Source organism: Microbacterium sp. T32, from assembly GCF_001619615.1.
GTDB lineage: Bacteria > Actinomycetota > Actinomycetes > Actinomycetales > Microbacteriaceae > Microbacterium.
Map to the genome: position 1 here is coordinate 25,119 of NZ_LQQP01000005.1, position 19,653 is coordinate 44,771.

The window sequence follows — 19,653 nt, forward strand, 5'->3', positions numbered from 1 at the left end:
CCGGTGGGGGCCGGGAAGGAGTTATCAGCGTCGTGTCGTATGAGGTGGAGATTTATCTGCCCGCTGCGGTGCCGATGGGGCAGGTGCTGGGGGCGGTTCGGGGGTCGTGGGGGTTGACGGTGGATGGGCCGTTGGTGGTGGAGCCGGAGGATGTGCCGGTGGAGGTGGCGGCGCGGGTGTTGGGGGCGTCGGTGGTGTATTTGGTGAATGTGGATGCGGCGGCGGCGGTGCCGGTGTGGGCGTGGGTGAAGCGGGTGGCGAGGGCGCATCGGGGTGGTGTGTGGGATCCGCAGACGGAGGAGGCGTGGTCGGCTGCGGGGTTGCGGAAGGTTCCGCGTCCGCCGCGGCAGGAGGACGTGGACGTTGTCACCGTCCGGTGGTGGCTGCGGGCGCGGGATACGGAGACGGCGCTGGTGGCGTTCCTGGATCAGGCGGCCAAGTTCCTCCCGGAGGCGCTCCCACGCCGCTACGGGGTGACCTGGCCACTGCAGTACACGTTCGCATCGGACGCTCCGAACGCATTTCTTGGGGTAGTACGTGCCGAGGACGGTTCGGTGAACTTCACGACGTCGCAACCCTTTTTTGAGGGTTCCGTTCTTGCTGATCCCACCCTTCCGTTCGGTTATCTCCAGCTGCGCGCTCGGCGGCACCCTGTCGACGAGCCGGGGTGGCGTCGGTTGGTGAAGCAGCTGTTTGTGGAGGTGGCGCAGCGCTCGCCGGTGGTTTACGCCAACGCGGTCGTGTCCAGCGGGTGGAGATGGTCTGGCACGGGGCTGTTGTTGACGGGCCGGTCGACGGCTCATGCGCCGGTGAACTTCCATCATTGGTCGGGGTTGCATCCGAGTGCGCCGTGGTGGGGATGGTACGGCCCGGAGTACGCGGACGTTCTCGCCCCGTATCTGCCGGGGGCGGAACGGTTCGGTGACGCGTTGTTCCTCGAAGCCGCTGAGCTTCCCGCGCCGAGCACCGGTCTGCCACCCACGCTTATTCCTGCGGAGTACCGGTGTACACGCCCCGACGGGCGCGGCCCCGAAGACGTGTCCGACTACAACGAACACCTCATCGACGCCGAGACAGCCCCCGGGGCACTGCGGAATGCCGATGGGTGACAGCGGATCTCGTGTTGGCACTCGCGTTGCGTGAGTGCCAGCGCTTCTCTACACTCGGATTAGCACTCTCCTGGCGTGAGTGCTGACAAGTCTTCTGTAACGAGAAAGAAGAGGTAGACCGTGTCGGTTTCCATCAAGCCGCTCGAGGACCGCATCGTCATCAAGCAGGTCGAGGCTGAGCAGACCACCGCGAGTGGTCTCGTCATCCCCGACACCGCCAAGGAGAAGCCGCAGGAGGGCGAGGTCGTCGCCGTCGGACCCGGCCGTATCGACGACAACGGCAACCGTGTCCCCCTCGACGTCACCGTCGGCGACCGCGTTCTGTACAGCAAGTACGGCGGCACCGAGGTCAAGTTCGGCGCCGAGGAGTACCTCGTGCTCTCGGCGCGCGACGTCCTCGCGGTGGTCGTTCGCTGATCGCGCTGCGATTTCCTCGGAACCCCGGATGCCTCGGCATCCGGGGTTTTCGTTTGCCCGCTTACGCCCCGTGACCGGTCGCCCGGCCGCGACACGCATGCCCGAATACGCTGGGTGGATGACCGCGAATCTGGCCGCGCGCCTGAGTGAGACGCTCCCCGCCGGACGCATCATCGACGACCCGGCCCTCGTCGCGGCGCAGGCGACCGACTCCTCGCGGCATCCGGCGCCGCGCGCCGCGCTGGTCGCGCGGCCGCGCAGCGCAGAGGAGGTCGCCGCCGTCCTCCGGGTGGCGAACGAGACCGGGACCCCCGTGGTCCCGCAGGGTGCGCGCACGGGCCTCGTCGGCGGATCCGCCGCGATCGAGGGCGCGATCCTCCTCGACCTGACCTCGATGGATGCCATCCTGGCCATCGACGCCGCCGAGGGCATCGCTGTCGTGCAGCCGGGGGTCATCGTCGCCGACCTCCAGCGCGCCGCCGCGGCCCGCGGGCTCTTCTACGCGCCGGATCCGGCCTCGGCCGAGTGGGCCACGATCGGCGGGACGATCGCGACGAACGCCGGCGGCATGCGCTGCATCCGGTACGGGGTGACCCGGGATGCCGTGCTGTCGCTGCAGGTGGTCCTGGCCGACGGCTCGATCGAGCGCACGCGGCCCGCGACCGTGAAGGGTGTCGCGGGGCTCGACCTCACGAGCCTCGTCGTCGGGTCGGAAGGGACGCTGGCCGTGGTCACGGAGGCGACGCTCCGCCTCCTTCCGGCGCCGGGCCCGGCCCGCGGTGTCCTCGGGCTGTTCCCCTCGACCGCCGCAGCGCTTGCCGCGGCGGCCGCGATCACCTCCGGCTCGCGTCTCCCCTCGACGCTCGAGTTCCTCGACGACACCGCGCTGCGCGGCATCCGGATCGCCCGTCCCGATATCCCTCTCGACCCGGATGCGCGCTCCTGGCTCCTCGCGGTCACCGACTCCCTCGAGGGCGGCGACCACGATCTCGATCACTTCTCCGCGATCTTCGCCGACCACGGGGCGGTGTCGATCGAGCGTGCCGACGACGAGGAACGGCTCGACGACCTCCTCGCCGCCCGTCGCGCGTTGAACCCGGGACTCCAGGTGCTGTGGGGGGATGCCACGCACGGCGACCTCGCCGTGCCGCGGTCGCGGCTCGCCGCGTTCGCGAAGGAAGCCGAGCGCATCGCTCGCGAGACCGGCGCCGAGATCAGCCTCGCGGGGCACGTCGGCGACGGCAATCTCCACCCCACGGTGGTCTACGACGGGTCCGATCCGATCGCGACGCCAGCCGCCCACCGCGCCGCCGCCGAGCTCCTGCGCCTCGCGCAGAGCCTCGGCGGCACGGTCGCGGGGGAGCACGGCGTCGGCACGCTCAAGCTCGACGACGTGGACGGCGAGCTGTCGGCGCGCCTGCGGGGCCTGCAGCGCGAGATCAAGCGCGTCTTCGACCCCCGCGGCATCCTGAACCCGGGGCGGAAGCTCTGAGGCGTGTGTGGGGGACCTCGCCGAGACCTAGGCTGAACGGGTGACCCCCGCCCCACCGCCCGCCTCGGGAGCCGTCCGCGGCGGCCTGTTCGCCTTCTGCGCGTATTTGCTGTGGGGAGTCCTGCCGCTGTACTTCCTGCAGCTGTCACCGACGGGCCCGTTCGAGATCGTCGCGTGGCGCATCGCGCTTTCGCTGGTGTTCTGTCTGCTCCTGCTCACGGTGTTGCGGGCGTGGCATCCGTTCCTCGTCATCGTCCGCCAGCCGCGCCTCCTCGGACTCACCGCTCTGGCCGGCCTGCTCATCTACGTCAATTGGCAGACCTACGTCTACGGAGCACTGACGGGGCATGTCATCGAGACGAGCCTCGGCTACTTCATCAACCCCATCGTGACCGTGCTGCTCGGTGTGACGGTTCTGCGTGAGCGCCTGCGTCCCGTCCAATGGATCGCGATCGGTCTGGCCGTCGCCGCGGTCATCGTGATCATGGTCGGGTACGGAAGCTTCCCGTGGATCGCGCTCACGCTCGCGGTGTCGTTCGGGGTCTACGGCCTGGTCAAGAAACAGATCGGACCCTCGGTGGATGCCGTCAGCGGCCTGACGCTCGAGTCGCTCTGGCTGCTCCCCGTCGCCGCGGTCCAGCTCATCGTCGTGGGGGTCACATCGGGCCTGACGATGGGCGCGAACGGAGCGCTGCACACGGTGCGGCTCCTCGCGGCGGGGGCCGTCACGGCGATTCCTCTCCTGCTGTTCGCCGCCGGGGCGCGCCGCGCGCCGCTGACGGTGATGGGGCTGATCCAATTCGTCGCGCCGATCATCCAGTTCGCGATCGGCGTGTGGCTCCTCCACGAACCGATGACGCTCGAGCGATGGATCGGCTTCGGTCTGGTCTGGGTGGCGCTCGTGGTCCTGAGTGTGGATTCCCTCCTCGCGGCTCGTCGTCGTCGTGCGTCCGTATCGGATGTCTCCGAACCCGTCTAGGGGCGTTATCCCGCTGTGACCTGGGCGACCCACATCGTTAACGAACGGCAACACGGCGAAAACGTGGGGGCCATTAGGTTTAGGACACCAGACGGCACCCCTGTGCCGTCGAACGTTCATCCACAGCAAGGAGCACTATGAGCGTCTTCACGCGCACGCGTGCCGGCAAGGTCCTCGGCGGCATCGCCCTGGTCGGTGCCAGCGCGCTCGTTCTCGCCGGTTGCGCCGGCGGTGGCGGCGACGCCGCGCCCAGCGCATCGTCCGGCGGGGGCGCCGTGTCGAAGTCCGACGGAACCTTCAGCGTCGGCACCATCCTTCCCGCCACCGGAAACCTCGCCTTCCTCGGCCCGCCCGAGGTCGCCGGCGTGAAGCTCGCGATCAAGGACATCGAAGCCGAGGGCGACGCGTTCCCCTTCACGACCAAGCTCACCGAGCGCGACTCGGGTGACACGACGACCGACATCGCCACGCAGTCGGCGACCGAGCTCGTCGATGCCGGTGCCGACGTCGTCATCGGTGCCGCCTCGTCGGGTGTGTCGTTCACGTTCGTCGACCAGCTGGTCAACGCGGGCATCGTCCAGATCTCTCCGGCCAACACGTCGCCCGACTTCACCACGTACGCCGATGACGGCTACTACTGGCGCACCGCTCCCTCGGACGTCCTCCAGGGCCGCGTGCTCGGTAACCTCATGGTCGGTGACGGAGCGGCGAACGTCGGCATCATCTACATCAACGACCCGTACGGCACCGGTCTGAAGGACAACGCCACCAAGGCCATCGAGGCCGCCGGCGGCGAGGTCTCGGTCGCGGTCCCCTACAACCCGGGTGACACGGTGTTCACGTCGCAGGTCGACCAGCTGCTCGCGGCCAAGCCCGACGCCATCGCCGTGATCGCGTTCGAGGAGACCTCCTCGATCATCCCGCAGCTCGTCAACACGCAGGGCTTCCCGGGCTCGAAGGTCTACTTCGTCGACGGCAACCTGTCCAACTCGTACGAGTTCCAGGCCGGCACCCTCCAGGGCGCCAAGGGAACGCTGCCCGGCAACCCCGCCGACACGTCGTTCCAGTCGCGTCTGAAGGAGGTCGACCCCTCGCTCACCGACTTCAGCTACGCGCCGGAGTCGTACGACGCGGTCATCGTCGCGGCGCTCGCGGCGGCCCAGGCCAAGGACGACTCGGGCACGGCCATCCGTGACAACCTGCAGTCGGTCAGCGAGGGCGGCGAGAAGTGCACGACGTTCGCGGACTGCCTCAAGCTGATCAACGACGGCAAGGACGTCGACTATGACGGTGTCTCCGGCCCGATCACGTTCGACGAGAACGGTGACCCGACCGAGGCGTACATCGGTATCTACCAGTACGGCGCCGACAACAAGTACACCCTGCTGAACACGGAGTTCGGCTCGCTCAACGAGTGACCTGACCCGATCGAAGGGCCCGGATGCCATGGCATCCGGGCCCTTCTTCGTGCGCTGAGCCCCGCGAGACCGCATCTGGCTGACATCTCCCTTGCAGTGCGCAGGGGAGATGTCAGCGAAATGAAGTCTCGGCGCACGCTGGCGGCACCGGGCGGGGCGGCGCCGGGTCGAGCGGAGCGGCGTGGGGCTGAGGGGTCGGGGGAGGGCGCCGGGTCAGGGGGTGGGCGTGAGGCCGCACGCGGCGGCCGTGAACGCCAGCAGAGCGTCCGCGACCGACTGCGGCCGCGGGAGCGACACGACGACCTCGCGGCCGTCCACGCGGGCGACGAGGTCGAAGAGCGTCCCGACCTTGTCCTCCGCGATCGCGTGCGGATCGCAGCGGCGCGGTGTGACCGCGACGGTGAGTGTCGACGGGGCATCGCCCGCGGACACGGTCGTGTCGAGCGTCGCCTCCTCGCCCCGCGCGAAGTGCAGCAGGGGCGTGCCGCGCAGCGCGACCAGTTCGACGCCGCCGCTGCCCGCAGCGGTCGGCGTGATCGAGATCGTGAGGTCGGCCGTGCCATCGCCGCGCGCGGACGCCGCGGTCGCCTCGATGCCCGCGACGGCCGCCAACGCGTCGCGGTCGCATTGTGTCGCGTTCAGACGCGGCAGGATGCCGAGCGGGTCATCCGCGGCGACATCCATGCTCCTCGCGCCGCCGGCGGTCTCGACCTCGAGCGTCGCGGACGCCGACTCACCGTCCGATGCGCAGCGGAGCGCGGGGAGGGGGACCGGGAGGTCGACGACGCGGCCGGCGGCGATCGTCTCCGTTCGCCGCGCGGCCCAGGCCGCGGGCTCGGACAGGCCGGCCCATGTCAGGGTCGCGGCGGTGACGGTGAGCGTCTCCGCGGAGCCGTTGTCGATCCGCAGCTGGAGGCGTCCGGGAGCGATGTCGCCGCGTTGTTGGATGACGGACACGCTCACGCCCGCGGGGACCGCCGGGGGAGCGTCCGCCGAGCATCCCGCGAGGGCGACACCCACCAGGGTGAGCGTCGCCCCCACGGGACGCGAGCGGATCAGGCTTCTGTCTCCCGTGCGTCGCGCTTGGCGTCCTCATCGGCCGCCAGCGTGCCCAGGTACAGCTCGATGACGCGAGGATCGTTGAGCAGGTCGCGTCCGGTGCCCGTGTAGGCATCCTTGCCCTGGTCGAGCACGTAGGCCCGGTGGCAGATCTGCAGGCAGCGGCGGGCATTCTGCTCGACCATGATGATCGTCACGCCGGCACGGTTGATCTCCGCGACGCGGAGGAACGTCTCGTCCTGGCGCACGGGTGACAGGCCGGCGGACGGCTCGTCGAGGAGCAGCACGGACGGGTCCATCATGAGCGCGCGGCCCATGGCGACCATCTGGCGCTCACCGCCGGAGAGCGAGCCGGCGCGCTGACGCCGCCGCTTGGCGAGTTCGGGGAACAGGCCGCTGACGAACTCGAAGCGCTCCGCGAACACCTTGGGGCGCTGGAAGAGCCCCATCTCGAGGTTCTCCTCGATCGAGAGGCTCGGGAACACGTTGTTGTTCTGGGGCACCATGCCCACGCCCTTGCCGACGAGCTTGTCGGCCTTGAGCGAGGTGATGTCCTCGCCGTTGAGCAGGACGGCTCCGCCGCGGATCTTCACCTGCCCGAAGATGGCCTTCAGCAGCGTCGACTTGCCGGCGCCGTTGGGGCCGATGATGCCGATCAAGTCGCCCTGGTAGGCATCCACGGTGCAGCCGTTGAGGATGTTCACCCCCGGCAGATAACCGGCGACGAGATCGTCGGTGCGCAGCACCGCGGTGCGGGTGGCGGTTGCGGTGTCGGTCATCAGAGCTTTCCGTCCTTCTCGTCGGCGACGAGGTCGGCTTCGGCTTCGGCGGCGGCCTCGGCCTGGATGGTCTCCATCTGCGACGTCGTCATGTCGCCGAGATCGGTGTCGTGGTGCGCGCCGAGGTAGGCATCGATGACGGCATGGTCGCTCATCACGGTCTCGGGCGGGCCCTCGGCGACGACGCGTCCCTCCGCCATCACGACGACCCAGTCCGAGATGTGGCGGACCATGTGCATGTCGTGCTCGACGAAGAGGACCGTCATCCCCTCCTTCTTCAGGTCGAGGATGTGGCCGAGCAGGCTCTGCGTCAGGGCCGGGTTCACGCCGGCCATGGGCTCGTCGAGCATGACCAGCTTCGGGTCGCTCATGAGAGCACGCGCCATCTCGAGGAGCTTGCGCTGGCCGCCCGAGAGCGAGGCCGCGAAGTCCTCGCGCTTGGCATCCAGCTTGAAGCGCCGCAGCAGGTCGTCGGCGCGTTCGGTGTTGGCCTTCTCCTGCGAGCGCCAGAACGAGGGGATCAGGGCGCGGAAGATGTTCTCGCCCTTCTGGTCGCGCGCGCCGAGAAGCATGTTCTGCAGCACCGACAGGCGGCCCAGCGACTTCGTCAGCTGGAACGTGCGGACCATGCCCTTTCGCGACACCTTGAACGCGGGGACGCTCGCGAGGTTCGATCCTTCGAAGCTCCAGCGGCCGGTGTTCGGCTTGTCGAATCCGGTCAGGAGGTTGAACAGCGTGGTCTTACCGGCGCCGTTGGGGCCGATGAGGGCGGTGATCTGCCCGCGCGGGATCTCGAGGTGCTCGACATCGACGGCCTTGAGGCCGCCGAACTGCCGCGTGACTCCGTCGGCGACGACGATCGGGTCGACCTTCGCGCAACCGGGGCCGACCTCGCCCTTCACCAGCGGGTGGGTGACGGTCGTGTCAGACATTGAACGACAGCTCCTTCTTGTTACCGAAGATGCCCTGTGGCCGGAAGATGACCAGGAGCATCAGCCCGATCCCGACGAGGATGAAGCGCACCTGGCCGGTCTGGGTCGAGCTCATGAAGCCCAGGATCCCGACGTCGCGCAGGCCCACGATGATGCCGTTCGACAGCGACAGCAGCACCCAGAAGAGCGCGGCACCCACGATGGGGCCGAGCAGGGTCGCCGCGCCGCCGAGGAGGAGAGCGGTCCAGATGAAGAACGTCAGCGCAGTGCCGTAGTTCCCGGGCTGGACGGCCCGGGGGAGGATGAAGACGACGCCGGCGAGACCGCCCATGACACCACCCAGGACGAGCGCCTGCATCTTGTACGAGTAGACGTTCTTGCCGAGGCTGCGCACGGCATCCTCGTCTTCCCGGATGCCCTTGACGACGCGGCCCCACGGGCTGCGCATGAGCAGCCAGACCAGCAGGGTCGCGAGGATCACGAGACCCCAGCCGAACACCCGCACCCACCAGTCGTTCGCCGAGTAGGTCCACGGCCCGATGCCGTAGGTGCCACCGGGCAGCGGGTTGAGGTTCTGGAACTCGCGGTTGTAGCCGTTGAGGCCCTGCGAACCGCCGGTGATGTCGGTGAGTCCGACGGTCGAGACGACGTATCGCACGATCTCGGCCGCGGCAATGGTCACGATCGCGAGGTAGTCGGCTCGCAGACGCAGGGTCGGGATGCCGAGGAGGAACGCGAACAGCACCGATGCGACGATCGCGACGAGGATTGCGAGCCACACGGGGGCCGAGAACGACAGGGTCGCGATGGCGAAGGCGTAGGCGCCGACCGCCATGAAGCCGGCCTGACCGAAGTTGAGCAGGCCCGCGTAGCCGAAGTGGACGCTCAGGCCGATGGCGGCGAGGGCGTAGGCCGCGGTGGTCGGGCTGATGAGCTCGCCCGCGGCGTTGTTGATGATCGAAAGCCAGTCCATGTCGTTCTTCCTCAGCCGATCCGCTCTTTACGACCGAGAACACCTTGCGGCCGGAACAGCAGCACGCCGATGAGCACGATCAACGCCACCGCGTACCGAAGGTCCGGGGGGATGACGATGGTGGACAGTTCCGTGATGATGCCGATGATCAGCGAGCCGACGAGAGCGCCGAATGCGCTGCCGAGGCCGCCGAGGGTCACGGCCGCGAACAGCAGCAGCAGGATCGCGAAGCCCATGTCCCACGTGACTCCGCGGTACAGGCCGTAGAGGACGCCCGAGAGGCCCGTGAGCGCTCCCGCCAGGACCCACACGATCCGGATCACGCGGTCGACGTTGATGCCGGAGGCGGCGGCGAGCGACGCATTGTCGCTGACCGCGCGCGTGGCCTTTCCGATCCGGGTGCGGGTCAGGAAGTACGCGACCGCCGCGAGCATGACGACGCTGACGCCCATGCTGATGAGGGACGTGAGCGTGATGGTCACGGGACCGATCGTGACGTTGTCGGTGATGCCCGTGTCGATGTTCCGGGTGCCGCCGTCGAAGAAGTACAGGTACAGGTAGCGCAGCACGATCGACAGACCGATCGTCACGATGAGCACCTGGACCAACCCCACCCCGCGTTTACGGAGGGGTTTGAACAGCACGGCATCCTGCGTCCATCCGAGCGCCGCGGACAGGGCCACGGTGAGCAGGACCGCGAGAAGCAGGTTCCAGCCCATCGCGGTGAAGACGTAGAAGATGATCGCGCCGAAGGTCAGCATCTCGCCGTGCGCGAAGTTGTTCACGCCGGTCGTGCCGAAGATCAGCGAGATGCCGATCGCCGCGAGGGCGAGCAGCAGGCCGAAGTTCAGGCCGTAGATGAAGCGCGAGAAGATCGTGTCCCAGATCGAACCGGTGACCGCGGTGCCCTCGCCGGTGGGGAAGAGGACGTTCACGGTGTTCGTCGTGCCGACCGTCACGTCACGCGTGATGTTGTCGGGGTCGCGCGGGGCGACACCGTCGGGCAGCGAGTCGACGTTGAGCTTCGCGGTGTACTGACCTGGTCCGGGCACGGCGACCGACCACCGGCCGTCCGCGCCTGTGGTGCCGACCTCGGAGAAGCCGGAACCCTCGACCGTGATCTCGACACCCTCGACGGGTTCGTCACCGGCGCGGATGATGCCGCCGATCGTGAACTGCGTCGCGACATCGACTGCGCCGGGTGTCCCCGATGGCGCCGGTGAGGGGGTGGTCTGCGCGTGGGCAGGTGAGGCGAGGAAAAGGCTCAGCACCGCGACCGCGCTCGCCAGAAGCGAGACGAGAAGGACGGCTGGGCGGGCAAGGGTTCGCGATCGTGTCGCGGTGGGAGAGGAATGACCCACGGAGTCTCCAGTTCGGCAGCGCTGACGATGTCGTTCTCGTCAGCTTCGACGGTCGACGCTACGAGCGTAATGTGTCGTTCGTGTTTCGGCTCGTCGCCGTTACCGAACGGCATCGTGGCGATCCTTCTCCGAAAGCGCATTCTCGGGAATGATCCGGCCCCTCTCGGCGCTTAGAATTCAAGGCGGAGCGCCTTGCGCGCACCGGCCGACGTCGTCCCCTTTCGAGTAGGCGCCGCGCGCGCAGGAGGATCCATGGAGCAGCACGACCCCTTCGGTTTCGTCGGATTGACGTACGACGACGTCCTCCTTCTGCCCGGGCACACCGACGTCATCCCCAGCGAGGCCGACACGTCGTCGCGACTCACCCGCCGGATCACCGTCGCCACCCCGCTGCTCTCGTCAGCGATGGACACTGTGACCGAGGCCCGTATGGCGATCGCGATCGCGCGCCAGGGCGGGATCGGCATCGTGCACCGCAACCTCTCGATCGAGGACCAGGCCGCGATCGTCGACCAGGTCAAGCGCAGCGAGTCCGGCATGGTGTCCAACCCCATCACCACGACTCCGGATGCCACCGTGGCCGAGGTCGACGCGATGTGCGCGCAGTACCGCATCTCGGGTCTGCCGGTCATCGACGAGGACGGCGTCCTCGTCGGCATCATCACCAACCGCGACATGCGCTTCGTGTCCGGCTTCGAGCGCCAGACGACCAAGGTCAAGGATGTGATGACGAGCGAGGGCCTCATCACCGGGCCGGTCGGCATCCACGCGAACGACGTCATCGCGACCTTCGCCAAGCACCGCGTCGAGAAGCTGCCCCTCGTGGACGAGGACGGCAAGCTCGCCGGCCTCATCACCATCAAGGACTTCGACAAGAGCGAGAAGTACCCGCTCGCCACCAAGGACGACCAGGGCCGTCTCCGCGTCGGCGCGGCCATCGGCTTCTTCGGCGACGCCTGGCAGCGTGCCGAGGCGCTTCGCGACGCGGGCGTCGACGTCCTCGTCGTCGACACGGCCAACGGCCAGTCCGCGGGCGTCATCGACATCGTGCGCCGCCTCAAGGCCGATCCGACCTTCGACCACGTGGACGTCATCGGCGGCAACGTCGCGACGCGCGAAGGCGCGCAGGCGCTCATCGACGCGGGTGTGGATGCCGTGAAGGTCGGCGTCGGTCCGGGCTCGATCTGCACGACCCGCGTCGTCGCCGGCGTCGGCGTGCCGCAGATCACCGCGATCTACGAGGCGTCGCTCGCCGCCATCCCGGCCGGTGTCCCGGTGATCGCCGACGGCGGCCTCCAGTACTCGGGCGACATCGCCAAGGCCCTGGTCGCCGGTGCCGACACCGTGATGCTCGGTTCGCTCCTCGCCGGCACCGACGAATCGCCGGGCGAGATCGTCTTCCAGGGCGGCAAGCAGTTCAAGCAATACCGCGGCATGGGTTCGCTCGGCGCGCTGCAGACCCGCGGCAAGAAGACGTCGTACTCGAAGGACCGCTACTTCCAGGCCGACGTGCCGAGCGACGACAAGCTCATCCCCGAGGGCATCGAGGGCCAGGTCCCGTACCGTGGGCCCGTCTCCGCGGTGGCGTACCAGCTCATCGGCGGTCTGCGTCAGTCGATGTTCTACGTCGGCGCGCGCACGGTCGAGGAGCTGAAGGCCAAGGGCAAGTTCGTCCGCATCACCTCGGCGGGTCTGAAGGAGTCGCACCCGCACGACGTGCAGATCGTCGTCGAGGCGCCGAACTACAAGAAGTAAGCCGGATTTTCGAAGGGGCGGGCGAGCGATCGCCCGGCCCTTCGGCGTTCCCGGGTGCGCGGCTACGCTGTGGCGCATGATCCGGCGCGAGAGGCATCCCTCGGTCACGGTCTCGGCGCGACGCACCGAGGCGTACACGGACGGCGTCTTCGCGATCGCGGCGACGCTGCTCGTCCTGGACCTCACGTCGAAGTCGCTCGGCGAGGTGAATTCGGATGCCGATCTCGCCGGCGCTCTGCGCGACATGCTGCACCCGGTCTTCTCGTTCGTCATCAGTTTCCTGGTGCTCTGCATCATGTGGATGACGCACGTCCGACAGTTCGAATGGATCGTCCGGATCGACAACGCCGGGATGTGGATCAATACCCTTCGGCTGCTGCTGGTCGTGCTCGTTCCCTTCACGACCTCGCTGGACACCGACTATTCCGACTATCTGCTCGGACGCGTGCTGCTGCCGGTGAACTTCTTCCTGGCGATCCTCGTGGGCTGGCTCCAGTGGACCTGGGCGCTTCGCTCGGGCGCGATCCCCGACCTCTCGCGCGACGACGCGAAGCGCCTGGGACGCGCAGCCCTCAGCGCCGTGATCATCAGCGGGCTCGCGGTCGCCGTGAGTCCCCTCGTGGGGTCCGCGGGGTTCCTGCTCTTCTTCCTCGACGGGCCGTTGACGCGGGTGCTCCGCGGGGCGGACGCGCCGACCGATCCTGTCGCCGCGCGCGCGACGCCCCCGGGGGGACCGGGGGCGTCGGCCGGGGCTGACCCGCGAGAGGACTGAGCGACGGTCTCAGTGGGTCAGGGAGGGTTCCGCCGGCGCCTCCTCCGCCGCGACCGCGGAGCGCTGTGAGCGTCCGGCGGGGAGGAGGAGGGCCAGGCCGGCGGCGACCAGCAGCACGGCCGAACCGACGAAGATCGCGGGGCGGGCGGCATCCACGTAGAGGTCCGGGACGAGCTGGCCGCCGGCACCGACGAAGATCGCCGTCATCACCGCGGTTCCGAGGGCCAGTCCGATCTCGCGCACCGTCGAGTTGACGCCCGACGCCTTCGCGTGGTCGACGACATCGAGCGTCGCGAGCAGGGCGGTCGCGGACGGGGCGAACACGAGGCCCATGCCGACACCCGCGAACACGAACGGGGGAACCAGGGTGGCGTACTCGACGTCGGCCGACATCGTGAGGGCGATCCAACCGAGGGCGATGGCCTGCAGCAGGAGCCCCGCGATCATCAGCGGACGCGTCCCGACCCGCGGCGCGAAGATCCCCGCGAGGGGTGCGACGACCATGGGGGCGAGTGTCCACGGAGTGGTCTGCAATGCCGCTTCGAACGGGCTCGACCCCTGGACCACCTGCAGGAACTGGATGAGGAGGAACACGGCTCCGAAGGTGCCGAAGCTGAAGGCGAATCCGACGACGTTCGTGACCGAGAACGACCGATCGCGGAACAGCCGCAGCGGAACGAGCGGTGACCGGGTCCGCATCTGCCAGCCCAGGAAGGCGACCACGAGAAGCGCTCCGACCGCGAGCTCGATGACCACGGATGCCGAACCCCACCCGTCGTCGTTTCCGCGGACGATCGCGTGGACGAGGGCCAGCACCCCTCCGCCGGCGAGAAGAGCCCCGACGACGTCGATGCGGGCGCGATCGCCGAACGTGTTGGGCAGCGCCCAGAGGGCGAGCGGGATCGCGATGATCGCGACGGGGACGTTCAGCCAGAAGATCGCCTGCCAGTTCCACCCCTCCATGACGGCGCCGCCGACCAGCGGCCCGACGGCGACGCCGAGACCGGAGATGCCGCCCCAGATCCCGATCGCGAGCGGTCGACGCGCGGGAGCGACGGCCCCGCTGATCAGGGCGAGCGAAAGCGGCATGACACCGGCCGCCCCGAGCCCTTGGATCGCCCGAGCGGCGATCAGCTGGGCGGGATCGCCGCTGAGCGCCGCGAGCGCCGAGCCGACGCCGAAGGCGACGATACCGACGACGAAGGCGGTGCGTCGGCCGAAGCGGTCGCCGAGTGCGGAGGCCACCAGGATGAGGCTCGCGAAGGTGAGGGTGTAGGCGTTGACGAACCACTGCAGCTCTTCGATGCTGGCGCCGAGTTCGCTGTGCAGCACGGGGAGGGCGTTGGTCATGACCAGGTTGTCGAGGGTGGCCATGAACATCGGGAGGGAGGCGGCGATCACGACCCAGACGAAGGGGCGCGAGCGGATGGTCGGGTTCACGAGGTCTCCTTGTTGTAATCGACTGATAACAAGATGCGGCTCACTGTAGTAATCGACTGATAACCTGTCAACATGCCGTCACCGACAGAGCCCGCGACCGCGCGACGAATGAGCTCGGAGGAGCGGCGGGAGCAGATCCTTGCCGCCGCGCTGGCCGTGTTCGGAGCCAAGGGGTACGTCGGCACCACCACCGACGACGTGGCCCGCGCGGCGGGGATCTCGCAGCCGTACGTCGTCCGACTGTTCGGGACGAAGGAGAACCTTTTTGTTTCGGCCCTCGACGACGCGCTCGGGCGGCTCCTGGATGCGTTCGCGGCGGCGGCGGACGGGGCACCCGCCGACGAACGGGCCCATCGCGTCGGCCAGGCCTACATCGGCCTCCTGCAGGTGCGGGGTCTGCACCAGACCCTCTCCCACGCCTTCCTGCTCGGTGCGCACCCGGTGATCGGGCCCCGCGCCCGCGACGGATTCGCCCGAGTGTGGGCGTTCCTGCGCGACGTCGGGTTCGACGTCGCCGAGGCGCAGGCGTTCCTCGCGCAGGGGATGATGATCAACTCGATGTTCGGTCTGCGGCTCGCCGACGACTACGACTCCGATCCGCGCGTGCACGAGCTCTTCGACGCGTGCTTCCCCACCGACAAGGTGCGGGTGCTCGCGATGGCGCCGCGCGCCGATGAACCGTGGTGAGGACGCGGACCGGGAAAATGCGGGCGGGTAGGCTGGGGGAGTGACCATGGAGATCGACCTCGGACGCGCCAAGCGTGCCCGCCGCGCCTACACCTTCGACGACATCGCCGTCGTTCCGTCGCGCCGCACGCGCAACCCGGAAGACGTGTCGACGGCGTGGACCATCGACGCGTTCCCGTTCGAGATCCCGGTGCTGGGTGCGCCGATGGACTCGGTCGTGAGCCCCCGCACGGCGATCGAACTGGGCCGCCTGGGCGGTCTCGGAGTCCTCGACCTCGAGGGGCTGTGGACGCGCTACGACGACCCCGAGCCGCTGCTCGCCGAGATCGCCGGCCTGCCCGACTCCGAGGCCACGCGGCGCATGCAGCAGCTGTACTCCGAGCCGATCAAGCCCGAGCTCGTGCGGGACCGCCTGGCCGAGGTGCGCGCGGCCGGTGTCACCGTCGCGGGAGCCCTCACTCCCCAGCGCACGCACGACCTGTACGAGACCGTCGTCGCCGCGGGCGTCGACCTGTTCGTCATCCGAGGGACGACCGTCTCGGCCGAGCACGTCTCGAGCGTCGCCCAGCCGTTGAACCTCAAAAAGTTCATCTACGACCTCGACGTCCCGGTGATCGTCGGTGGCGCCGCAACGTACACCGCGGCGCTCCACCTCATGCGCACGGGCGCGGCCGGTGTCCTCGTCGGCTTCGGCGGCGGCGCCGCCTCCACGACCCGCGTCACCCTGGGGCTGCACGCGCCGATGGCGACCGCGGTGGCCGACGTCGCCGGCGCGCGGCGCGACTACCTCGACGAGTCCGGTGGGCGCTACGTCCACGTCATCGCCGACGGCGGCGTGGGCACCTCGGGCGACATCGTGAAGGCTCTCGCCATGGGTGCGGATGCCGTCATGCTCGGCGTCGCGCTCGCCCGTGCCACCGACGCCCCCGGCCGCGGCTTCCACTGGGGCCCCGAGGCGCACCACGCCAAGCTGCCCCGCGGCCACCGCGTGGCCGTGGACCGCGTCGGCCCGCTCGAGCAGATCCTCTACGGCCCGGCTCCCGTGGCCGACGGCACCGCCAACCTCATCGGTGCGCTGAAGAAGTCGATGGCCACGACCGGGTACTCCGACCTCAAGGAGTTCCAGCGCGTCGAGGTCGTCGTGGCGCCGTACGGACACTGACCGGGTGACCGCATGACCTCTCCCACCGCGATCGAGCAGGAGCCCCGGCAGGTCTTCCCGCCGACCCTGCGCGAGGTCATGCTGCGCCCACGATGGCTCGCGCTGCTGGCGTTCTCGCTCGTGGTGGCGGGCTCGCTCGCGTGGCTCGGGCAGTGGCAGTTGGGTCGCGCCATCGACACCGCGCCCGTCGAGCCCGGGCAGACCGAGGTCGTGCGGCCGCTCGCCGATGTCGTGCAGCCGGGCCAGTACCTGACGGACCCTCTTGTGGGTCAGCGCGTCGAGGCGTCCGGTCACTGGATCGCGTCCGACTTCCTCGTCGTCGCGTCGCGCTTCAACGACGACGTCGAGGGGTACTGGGTCACGGGTCAGCTGCGCCTCGACGGCACGGCGACGCCGACGTCGATCGCCGTCGCGCTCGGCTGGACGAAGGATGCCGCGGCGGCACAGAACGCCGTGCGAGAACTCGACGCGCAGGTCGCGGCGGACCCCGGGGCGACCGTGGACGTGACGGGGCGCGTGATCGCCGACGAGGGGCCGTCCCGGCCGCCGGCCGGCGTCGACCCGCAGACGATGACCCGCATGTCGCCCGCCGCGCTCCTCGGCCGCTGGCACGACATCGACGGGGTGGCCGTGTACCGGCCGTACCTGGCCTCGCAGACCGCGATCGGGCCGCTCGACGCGATCGACTCGCCGGCGCCCGACGAGCGCTCCGGGGTCAACTGGCTCAACATCTTCTACGCCGTCGAGTGGGCGATCTTCGCGGGCTTCGCGCTGTACCTCTGGTACCGCCTCGCGCGCGATGCGTGGGAGAAGGAAGTGGAAGATCTCGAGGACGAACAGTCCGAGGCGCTCGCGGCAGGTTCCGCGGAATCCCGCGACTAGACTGGCATCCATGCCCCGCGCCCCGAAGCTCGCCACGTTCCCGGCGATCCGCGGAGCCCTGAAGTTCTACCAGATCTGCTCGATCATCACCGGTATCGGCCTGCTGCTGCTGGTCGCCGAGATGATCGTGAAGTACACGCCCATCCACAAGGAGCTGTTCCTGGGCGGATCCGGGGGATTCCTGTGGTTCGCGGGTGCCATTCCCGGTCCCGGATGCCAGTGGTTCTCGCTGTTCGTGCCCGGCGGCAGTGGATGCGAGATCCTCTCCACCGGTGACGGCCTCAACCTGTCGCTCGCGATCCTCGTGATCCACGGCTGGTTCTACGTCGTGTACCTGTTCTCGTGCTTCCGCGTGTGGAGCCTCATGCGCTGGCCGTTCCGCCGCTTCGTGTTCCTCGCGCTCGGCGGCGTCGTGCCGTTCCTCTCCTTCATTCTCGAGGTGCGTACCGCCCGCAGCGTGCGCACCTACCTCGCCGAGCGCGAAGCCGCCGAGGCATCCGCTCCCGTCCCCGCCCCGGAAGGACCCCGGTGACCGAACAGACCGAAACGTCGCAGCGTCCCGTCCTCGTCGTCGACTTCGGCGCCCAGTACGCCCAGCTGATCGCGCGCCGCGTGCGCGAGGCCGGCGTGTACAGCGAGATCGTTCCGCACACGGCCACCGCCGATGAGATCTCGGCGAAGAACCCGGTGGGCATCATCCTCTCCGGCGGCCCGTCGTCGGTGTACGAAGAGGGTGCGCCGCGGCTCGACGAGGGCGTCTTCGACCTCGGCGTCCCGACGCTCGGCATCTGCTACGGCTTCCAGGTGATGGCCCAGGCCCTCGGCGGCGAGGTCGCGAACACGGGCCTGCGCGAATACGGCGCGACGGATGCCACGGTCGTCACCGAAGGCACGCTGCTCGAGGGGCAGCCCCTCGAACAGAACGTTTGGATGAGCCACGGCGACCAGGTCTCGCGCGCGCCCGAAGGCTTCGAGGTGCTCGCGCGCACCGCGCACACGCCCGTCGCCGCCTTCGCGAACGACGCCCGACGCATGTACGGCGTGCAGTGGCATCCCGAGGTCAAGCACACCGACCACGGCCAGCGCGTGATCGAGAACTTCCTGCACGGCGCCGCCGGCCTCCCCGCCGACTGGAACAGCGGAAACGTCATCGCCGAGCAGGTCGCCCGCATCCGCGAGCAGGTCGGCACCGGTCGCGTCCTGTCCGCGCTCTCGGGGGGCGTCGACTCCGCCGTCTCCACGGCGCTCGTGCACGAGGCCGTCGGCGACCAACTCGTCGCCGTGTTCGTCGACCACGGTCTCCTCCGCAAGGGCGAGCGCGAGCAGGTCGAGAACGACTACGTCGCCTCGACGGGTGTGCGGCTCATCACGGTCGACGCGCGCGAGACGTTCCTGAACGCCCTCGCCGGCGTCAGCGACCCGGAAGAGAAGCGCAAGATCATCGGCCGCGAGTTCATCCGCGCGTTCGAGAAGGTGCAGGCCGACCTCGTCGCCGAGGCCAAGGCCGACGGCGAGCCCATCCGCTTCCTCGTGCAGGGCACGCTGTACCCCGACGTCGTCGAGTCCGGCGGTGGCGCGGGCACCGCGAACATCAAGTCGCACCACAACGTCGGCGGACTGCCCGAAGACCTCCAGTTCGAGCTCGTCGAGCCGCTGCGCACCCTCTTCAAGGACGAGGTCCGCGCGATCGGCCGCGAACTCGGTCTCCCCGAAGCGATCGTCGGCCGCCAGCCCTTTCCGGGGCCCGGTCTTGGCATCCGCATCGTGGGCGAGGTCACCGCTGACCGCCTCGAGATCCTGCGTGAGGCCGACGCCATCGCCCGCGCGGAACTGACGAAGGCGGGCCTGGATGCCGAGATCTGGCAGTGCCCCGTCGTGCTGCTCGCGGACGTGCGGTCGGTGGGCGTCCAGGGCGACGGCCGCACCTACGGTCACCCCATCGTGCTGCGCCCCGTCTCCAGCGAAGACGCGATGACCGCCGATTGGACGCGCCTGCCGTACGACGTGCTGTCGAGGATCTCCAACCGCATCACCAACGAAGTGCGCGAAGTGAACCGCGTGGTGCTCGACGTGACGTCGAAGCCGCCGGGGACGATTGAATGGGAGTGAGCCGGGTCTGACACCGGCTCCCGCGCCTCCGCCGTCGTCCGGCTCCGGGGTGTCGTCTTCCGATCGAGAACAGGGCCCCTACCCCGATCGACCGGAAGACGACACCCCTCCGCCGGACGGCGGCGGGGGCGCTCTGTCGTCAGCGGCGAGGTATGCGGGCGCACCTGCGGTGCGCCGGATCGAAAACAGGGCCCCTACCCCGATCGACCCGAGGACGATGCCCCTTCGTCGTCCGTCGGTGTCGGCGCTCTGTCGGTCCGCTGAAGGCTATGAGGGCGCACCTGCGGTGCGCCCGGATCGGGACCGGGGCCCCTACCCCGATCGACC

The 19,653-nt window shown here is 69.1% G+C and carries 18 protein-coding genes; 12 read left to right on the top strand and 6 right to left on the bottom strand.

Annotation, left to right across the window (positions count from 1 at the left end):
- Positions 1-32: 32 nt before the first annotated feature.
- From AVW09_RS02255 to AVW09_RS02275, 5 genes are all read left to right on the top strand, one after another.
- Positions 33-1,109, top strand: a complete 1,077-nt coding sequence (locus AVW09_RS02255) for a hypothetical protein (protein WP_063256476.1) — start codon at positions 33-35, stop codon at positions 1,107-1,109.
- A 120-nt stretch (positions 1,110-1,229) separates the two neighbouring features.
- Entirely contained in the window at positions 1,230-1,526 is a 297-nt protein-coding gene (gene groES, locus AVW09_RS02260) for a co-chaperone GroES (protein ID WP_022877322.1), read from the top strand.
- A gap of 118 nt (positions 1,527-1,644) precedes the next feature.
- Positions 1,645-3,018, top strand: coding sequence for an FAD-binding oxidoreductase (locus tag AVW09_RS02265; RefSeq protein ID WP_063256477.1), 1,374 nt, complete (start codon positions 1,645-1,647; stop codon positions 3,016-3,018).
- Positions 3,019-3,058: 40 nt separating this feature from the next.
- A complete protein-coding gene (gene rarD, locus AVW09_RS02270; protein ID WP_063256478.1) occupies positions 3,059-3,997 on the top strand; it encodes an EamA family transporter RarD in 939 nt (312 codons plus the stop codon).
- Positions 3,998-4,134: 137 nt separating this feature from the next.
- Positions 4,135-5,415 (top strand): ABC transporter substrate-binding protein, encoded by a 1,281-nt coding sequence (locus tag AVW09_RS02275; RefSeq protein ID WP_063256479.1) that lies wholly within the window; start codon positions 4,135-4,137, stop codon positions 5,413-5,415.
- Positions 5,416-5,628: 213 nt separating this feature from the next.
- On the opposite strand, the gene AVW09_RS02280 is transcribed toward AVW09_RS02275, so the two are convergent.
- From AVW09_RS02280 to AVW09_RS02300, 5 genes are read right to left on the bottom strand one after another with little or no spacing between them, the layout of a single operon-like run.
- On the bottom strand, positions 5,629-6,456 hold the full coding sequence (locus AVW09_RS02280; protein WP_063256480.1) for a hypothetical protein: 828 nt from the start codon (positions 6,454-6,456) through the stop codon (positions 5,629-5,631).
- A gap of 14 nt (positions 6,457-6,470) precedes the next feature.
- Positions 6,471-7,253, bottom strand: a complete 783-nt coding sequence (locus AVW09_RS02285; RefSeq protein ID WP_063256481.1) for an ABC transporter ATP-binding protein — start codon at positions 7,251-7,253, stop codon at positions 6,471-6,473.
- Positions 7,253-8,185 carry an ABC transporter ATP-binding protein gene (locus AVW09_RS02290; RefSeq protein ID WP_063256482.1) on the bottom strand — a complete coding sequence of 311 codons (933 nt, stop codon included), beginning with the start codon at positions 8,183-8,185 and terminating at the stop codon, positions 7,253-7,255. Before AVW09_RS02290 ends, AVW09_RS02285 begins: the two co-directional genes overlap by 1 nt.
- The gene (locus tag AVW09_RS02295; protein ID WP_063256483.1) at positions 8,178-9,158 is read right to left on the bottom strand and encodes a branched-chain amino acid ABC transporter permease; all 981 of its coding nucleotides are present in this window, start codon (positions 9,156-9,158) and stop codon (positions 8,178-8,180) included. Before AVW09_RS02295 ends, AVW09_RS02290 begins: the two co-directional genes overlap by 8 nt.
- An 11-nt stretch (positions 9,159-9,169) precedes the next feature.
- Positions 9,170-10,429 carry a branched-chain amino acid ABC transporter permease gene (locus tag AVW09_RS02300; RefSeq protein ID WP_231901740.1) on the bottom strand — a complete coding sequence of 420 codons (1,260 nt, stop codon included), beginning with the start codon at positions 10,427-10,429 and terminating at the stop codon, positions 9,170-9,172.
- A gap of 342 nt (positions 10,430-10,771) precedes the next feature.
- Here AVW09_RS02300 and guaB point away from each other — a divergent pair, with 342 nt between their 5' ends.
- Positions 10,772-12,274: an IMP dehydrogenase gene (guaB, locus tag AVW09_RS02305; protein WP_063256485.1), complete on the top strand. Its 1,503-nt coding sequence runs from the start codon at positions 10,772-10,774 to the stop codon at positions 12,272-12,274.
- Between the two features lie 76 nt (positions 12,275-12,350).
- A complete protein-coding gene (locus AVW09_RS02310) occupies positions 12,351-13,046 on the top strand; it encodes a TMEM175 family protein (protein ID WP_082822773.1) in 696 nt (231 codons plus the stop codon).
- 9 nt (positions 13,047-13,055) lie between these two features.
- Here AVW09_RS02310 and AVW09_RS02315 read toward each other — a convergent pair whose 3' ends face one another.
- On the bottom strand, positions 13,056-14,486 hold the full coding sequence (locus AVW09_RS02315) for a DHA2 family efflux MFS transporter permease subunit (protein WP_231901741.1): 1,431 nt from the start codon (positions 14,484-14,486) through the stop codon (positions 13,056-13,058).
- Positions 14,487-14,558: 72 nt separating this feature from the next.
- Here AVW09_RS02315 and AVW09_RS02320 point away from each other — a divergent pair, with 72 nt between their 5' ends.
- From AVW09_RS02320 to guaA, 5 genes are read left to right on the top strand one after another with little or no spacing between them, the layout of a single operon-like run.
- The gene (locus AVW09_RS02320; protein ID WP_082822774.1) at positions 14,559-15,173 is read left to right on the top strand and encodes a TetR/AcrR family transcriptional regulator; all 615 of its coding nucleotides are present in this window, start codon (positions 14,559-14,561) and stop codon (positions 15,171-15,173) included.
- Positions 15,174-15,219: 46 nt separating this feature from the next.
- On the top strand, positions 15,220-16,335 hold the full coding sequence (locus tag AVW09_RS02325) for a GuaB3 family IMP dehydrogenase-related protein (RefSeq protein WP_063256488.1): 1,116 nt from the start codon (positions 15,220-15,222) through the stop codon (positions 16,333-16,335).
- A 12-nt stretch (positions 16,336-16,347) separates the two neighbouring features.
- Complete coding sequence (locus tag AVW09_RS02330; RefSeq protein ID WP_063256489.1) at positions 16,348-17,217, top strand: SURF1 family protein; 870 nt, start codon at positions 16,348-16,350, stop codon at positions 17,215-17,217.
- Between the two features lie 10 nt (positions 17,218-17,227).
- The gene (locus AVW09_RS02335) at positions 17,228-17,749 is read left to right on the top strand and encodes a DUF3817 domain-containing protein (RefSeq protein WP_063256490.1); all 522 of its coding nucleotides are present in this window, start codon (positions 17,228-17,230) and stop codon (positions 17,747-17,749) included.
- Positions 17,746-19,326, top strand: coding sequence for a glutamine-hydrolyzing GMP synthase (guaA, locus tag AVW09_RS02340; protein WP_063256491.1), 1,581 nt, complete (start codon positions 17,746-17,748; stop codon positions 19,324-19,326). The genes AVW09_RS02335 and guaA overlap by 4 nt, the downstream gene beginning before the upstream one ends.
- The last annotated feature ends 327 nt before the right edge of the window (positions 19,327-19,653 follow it).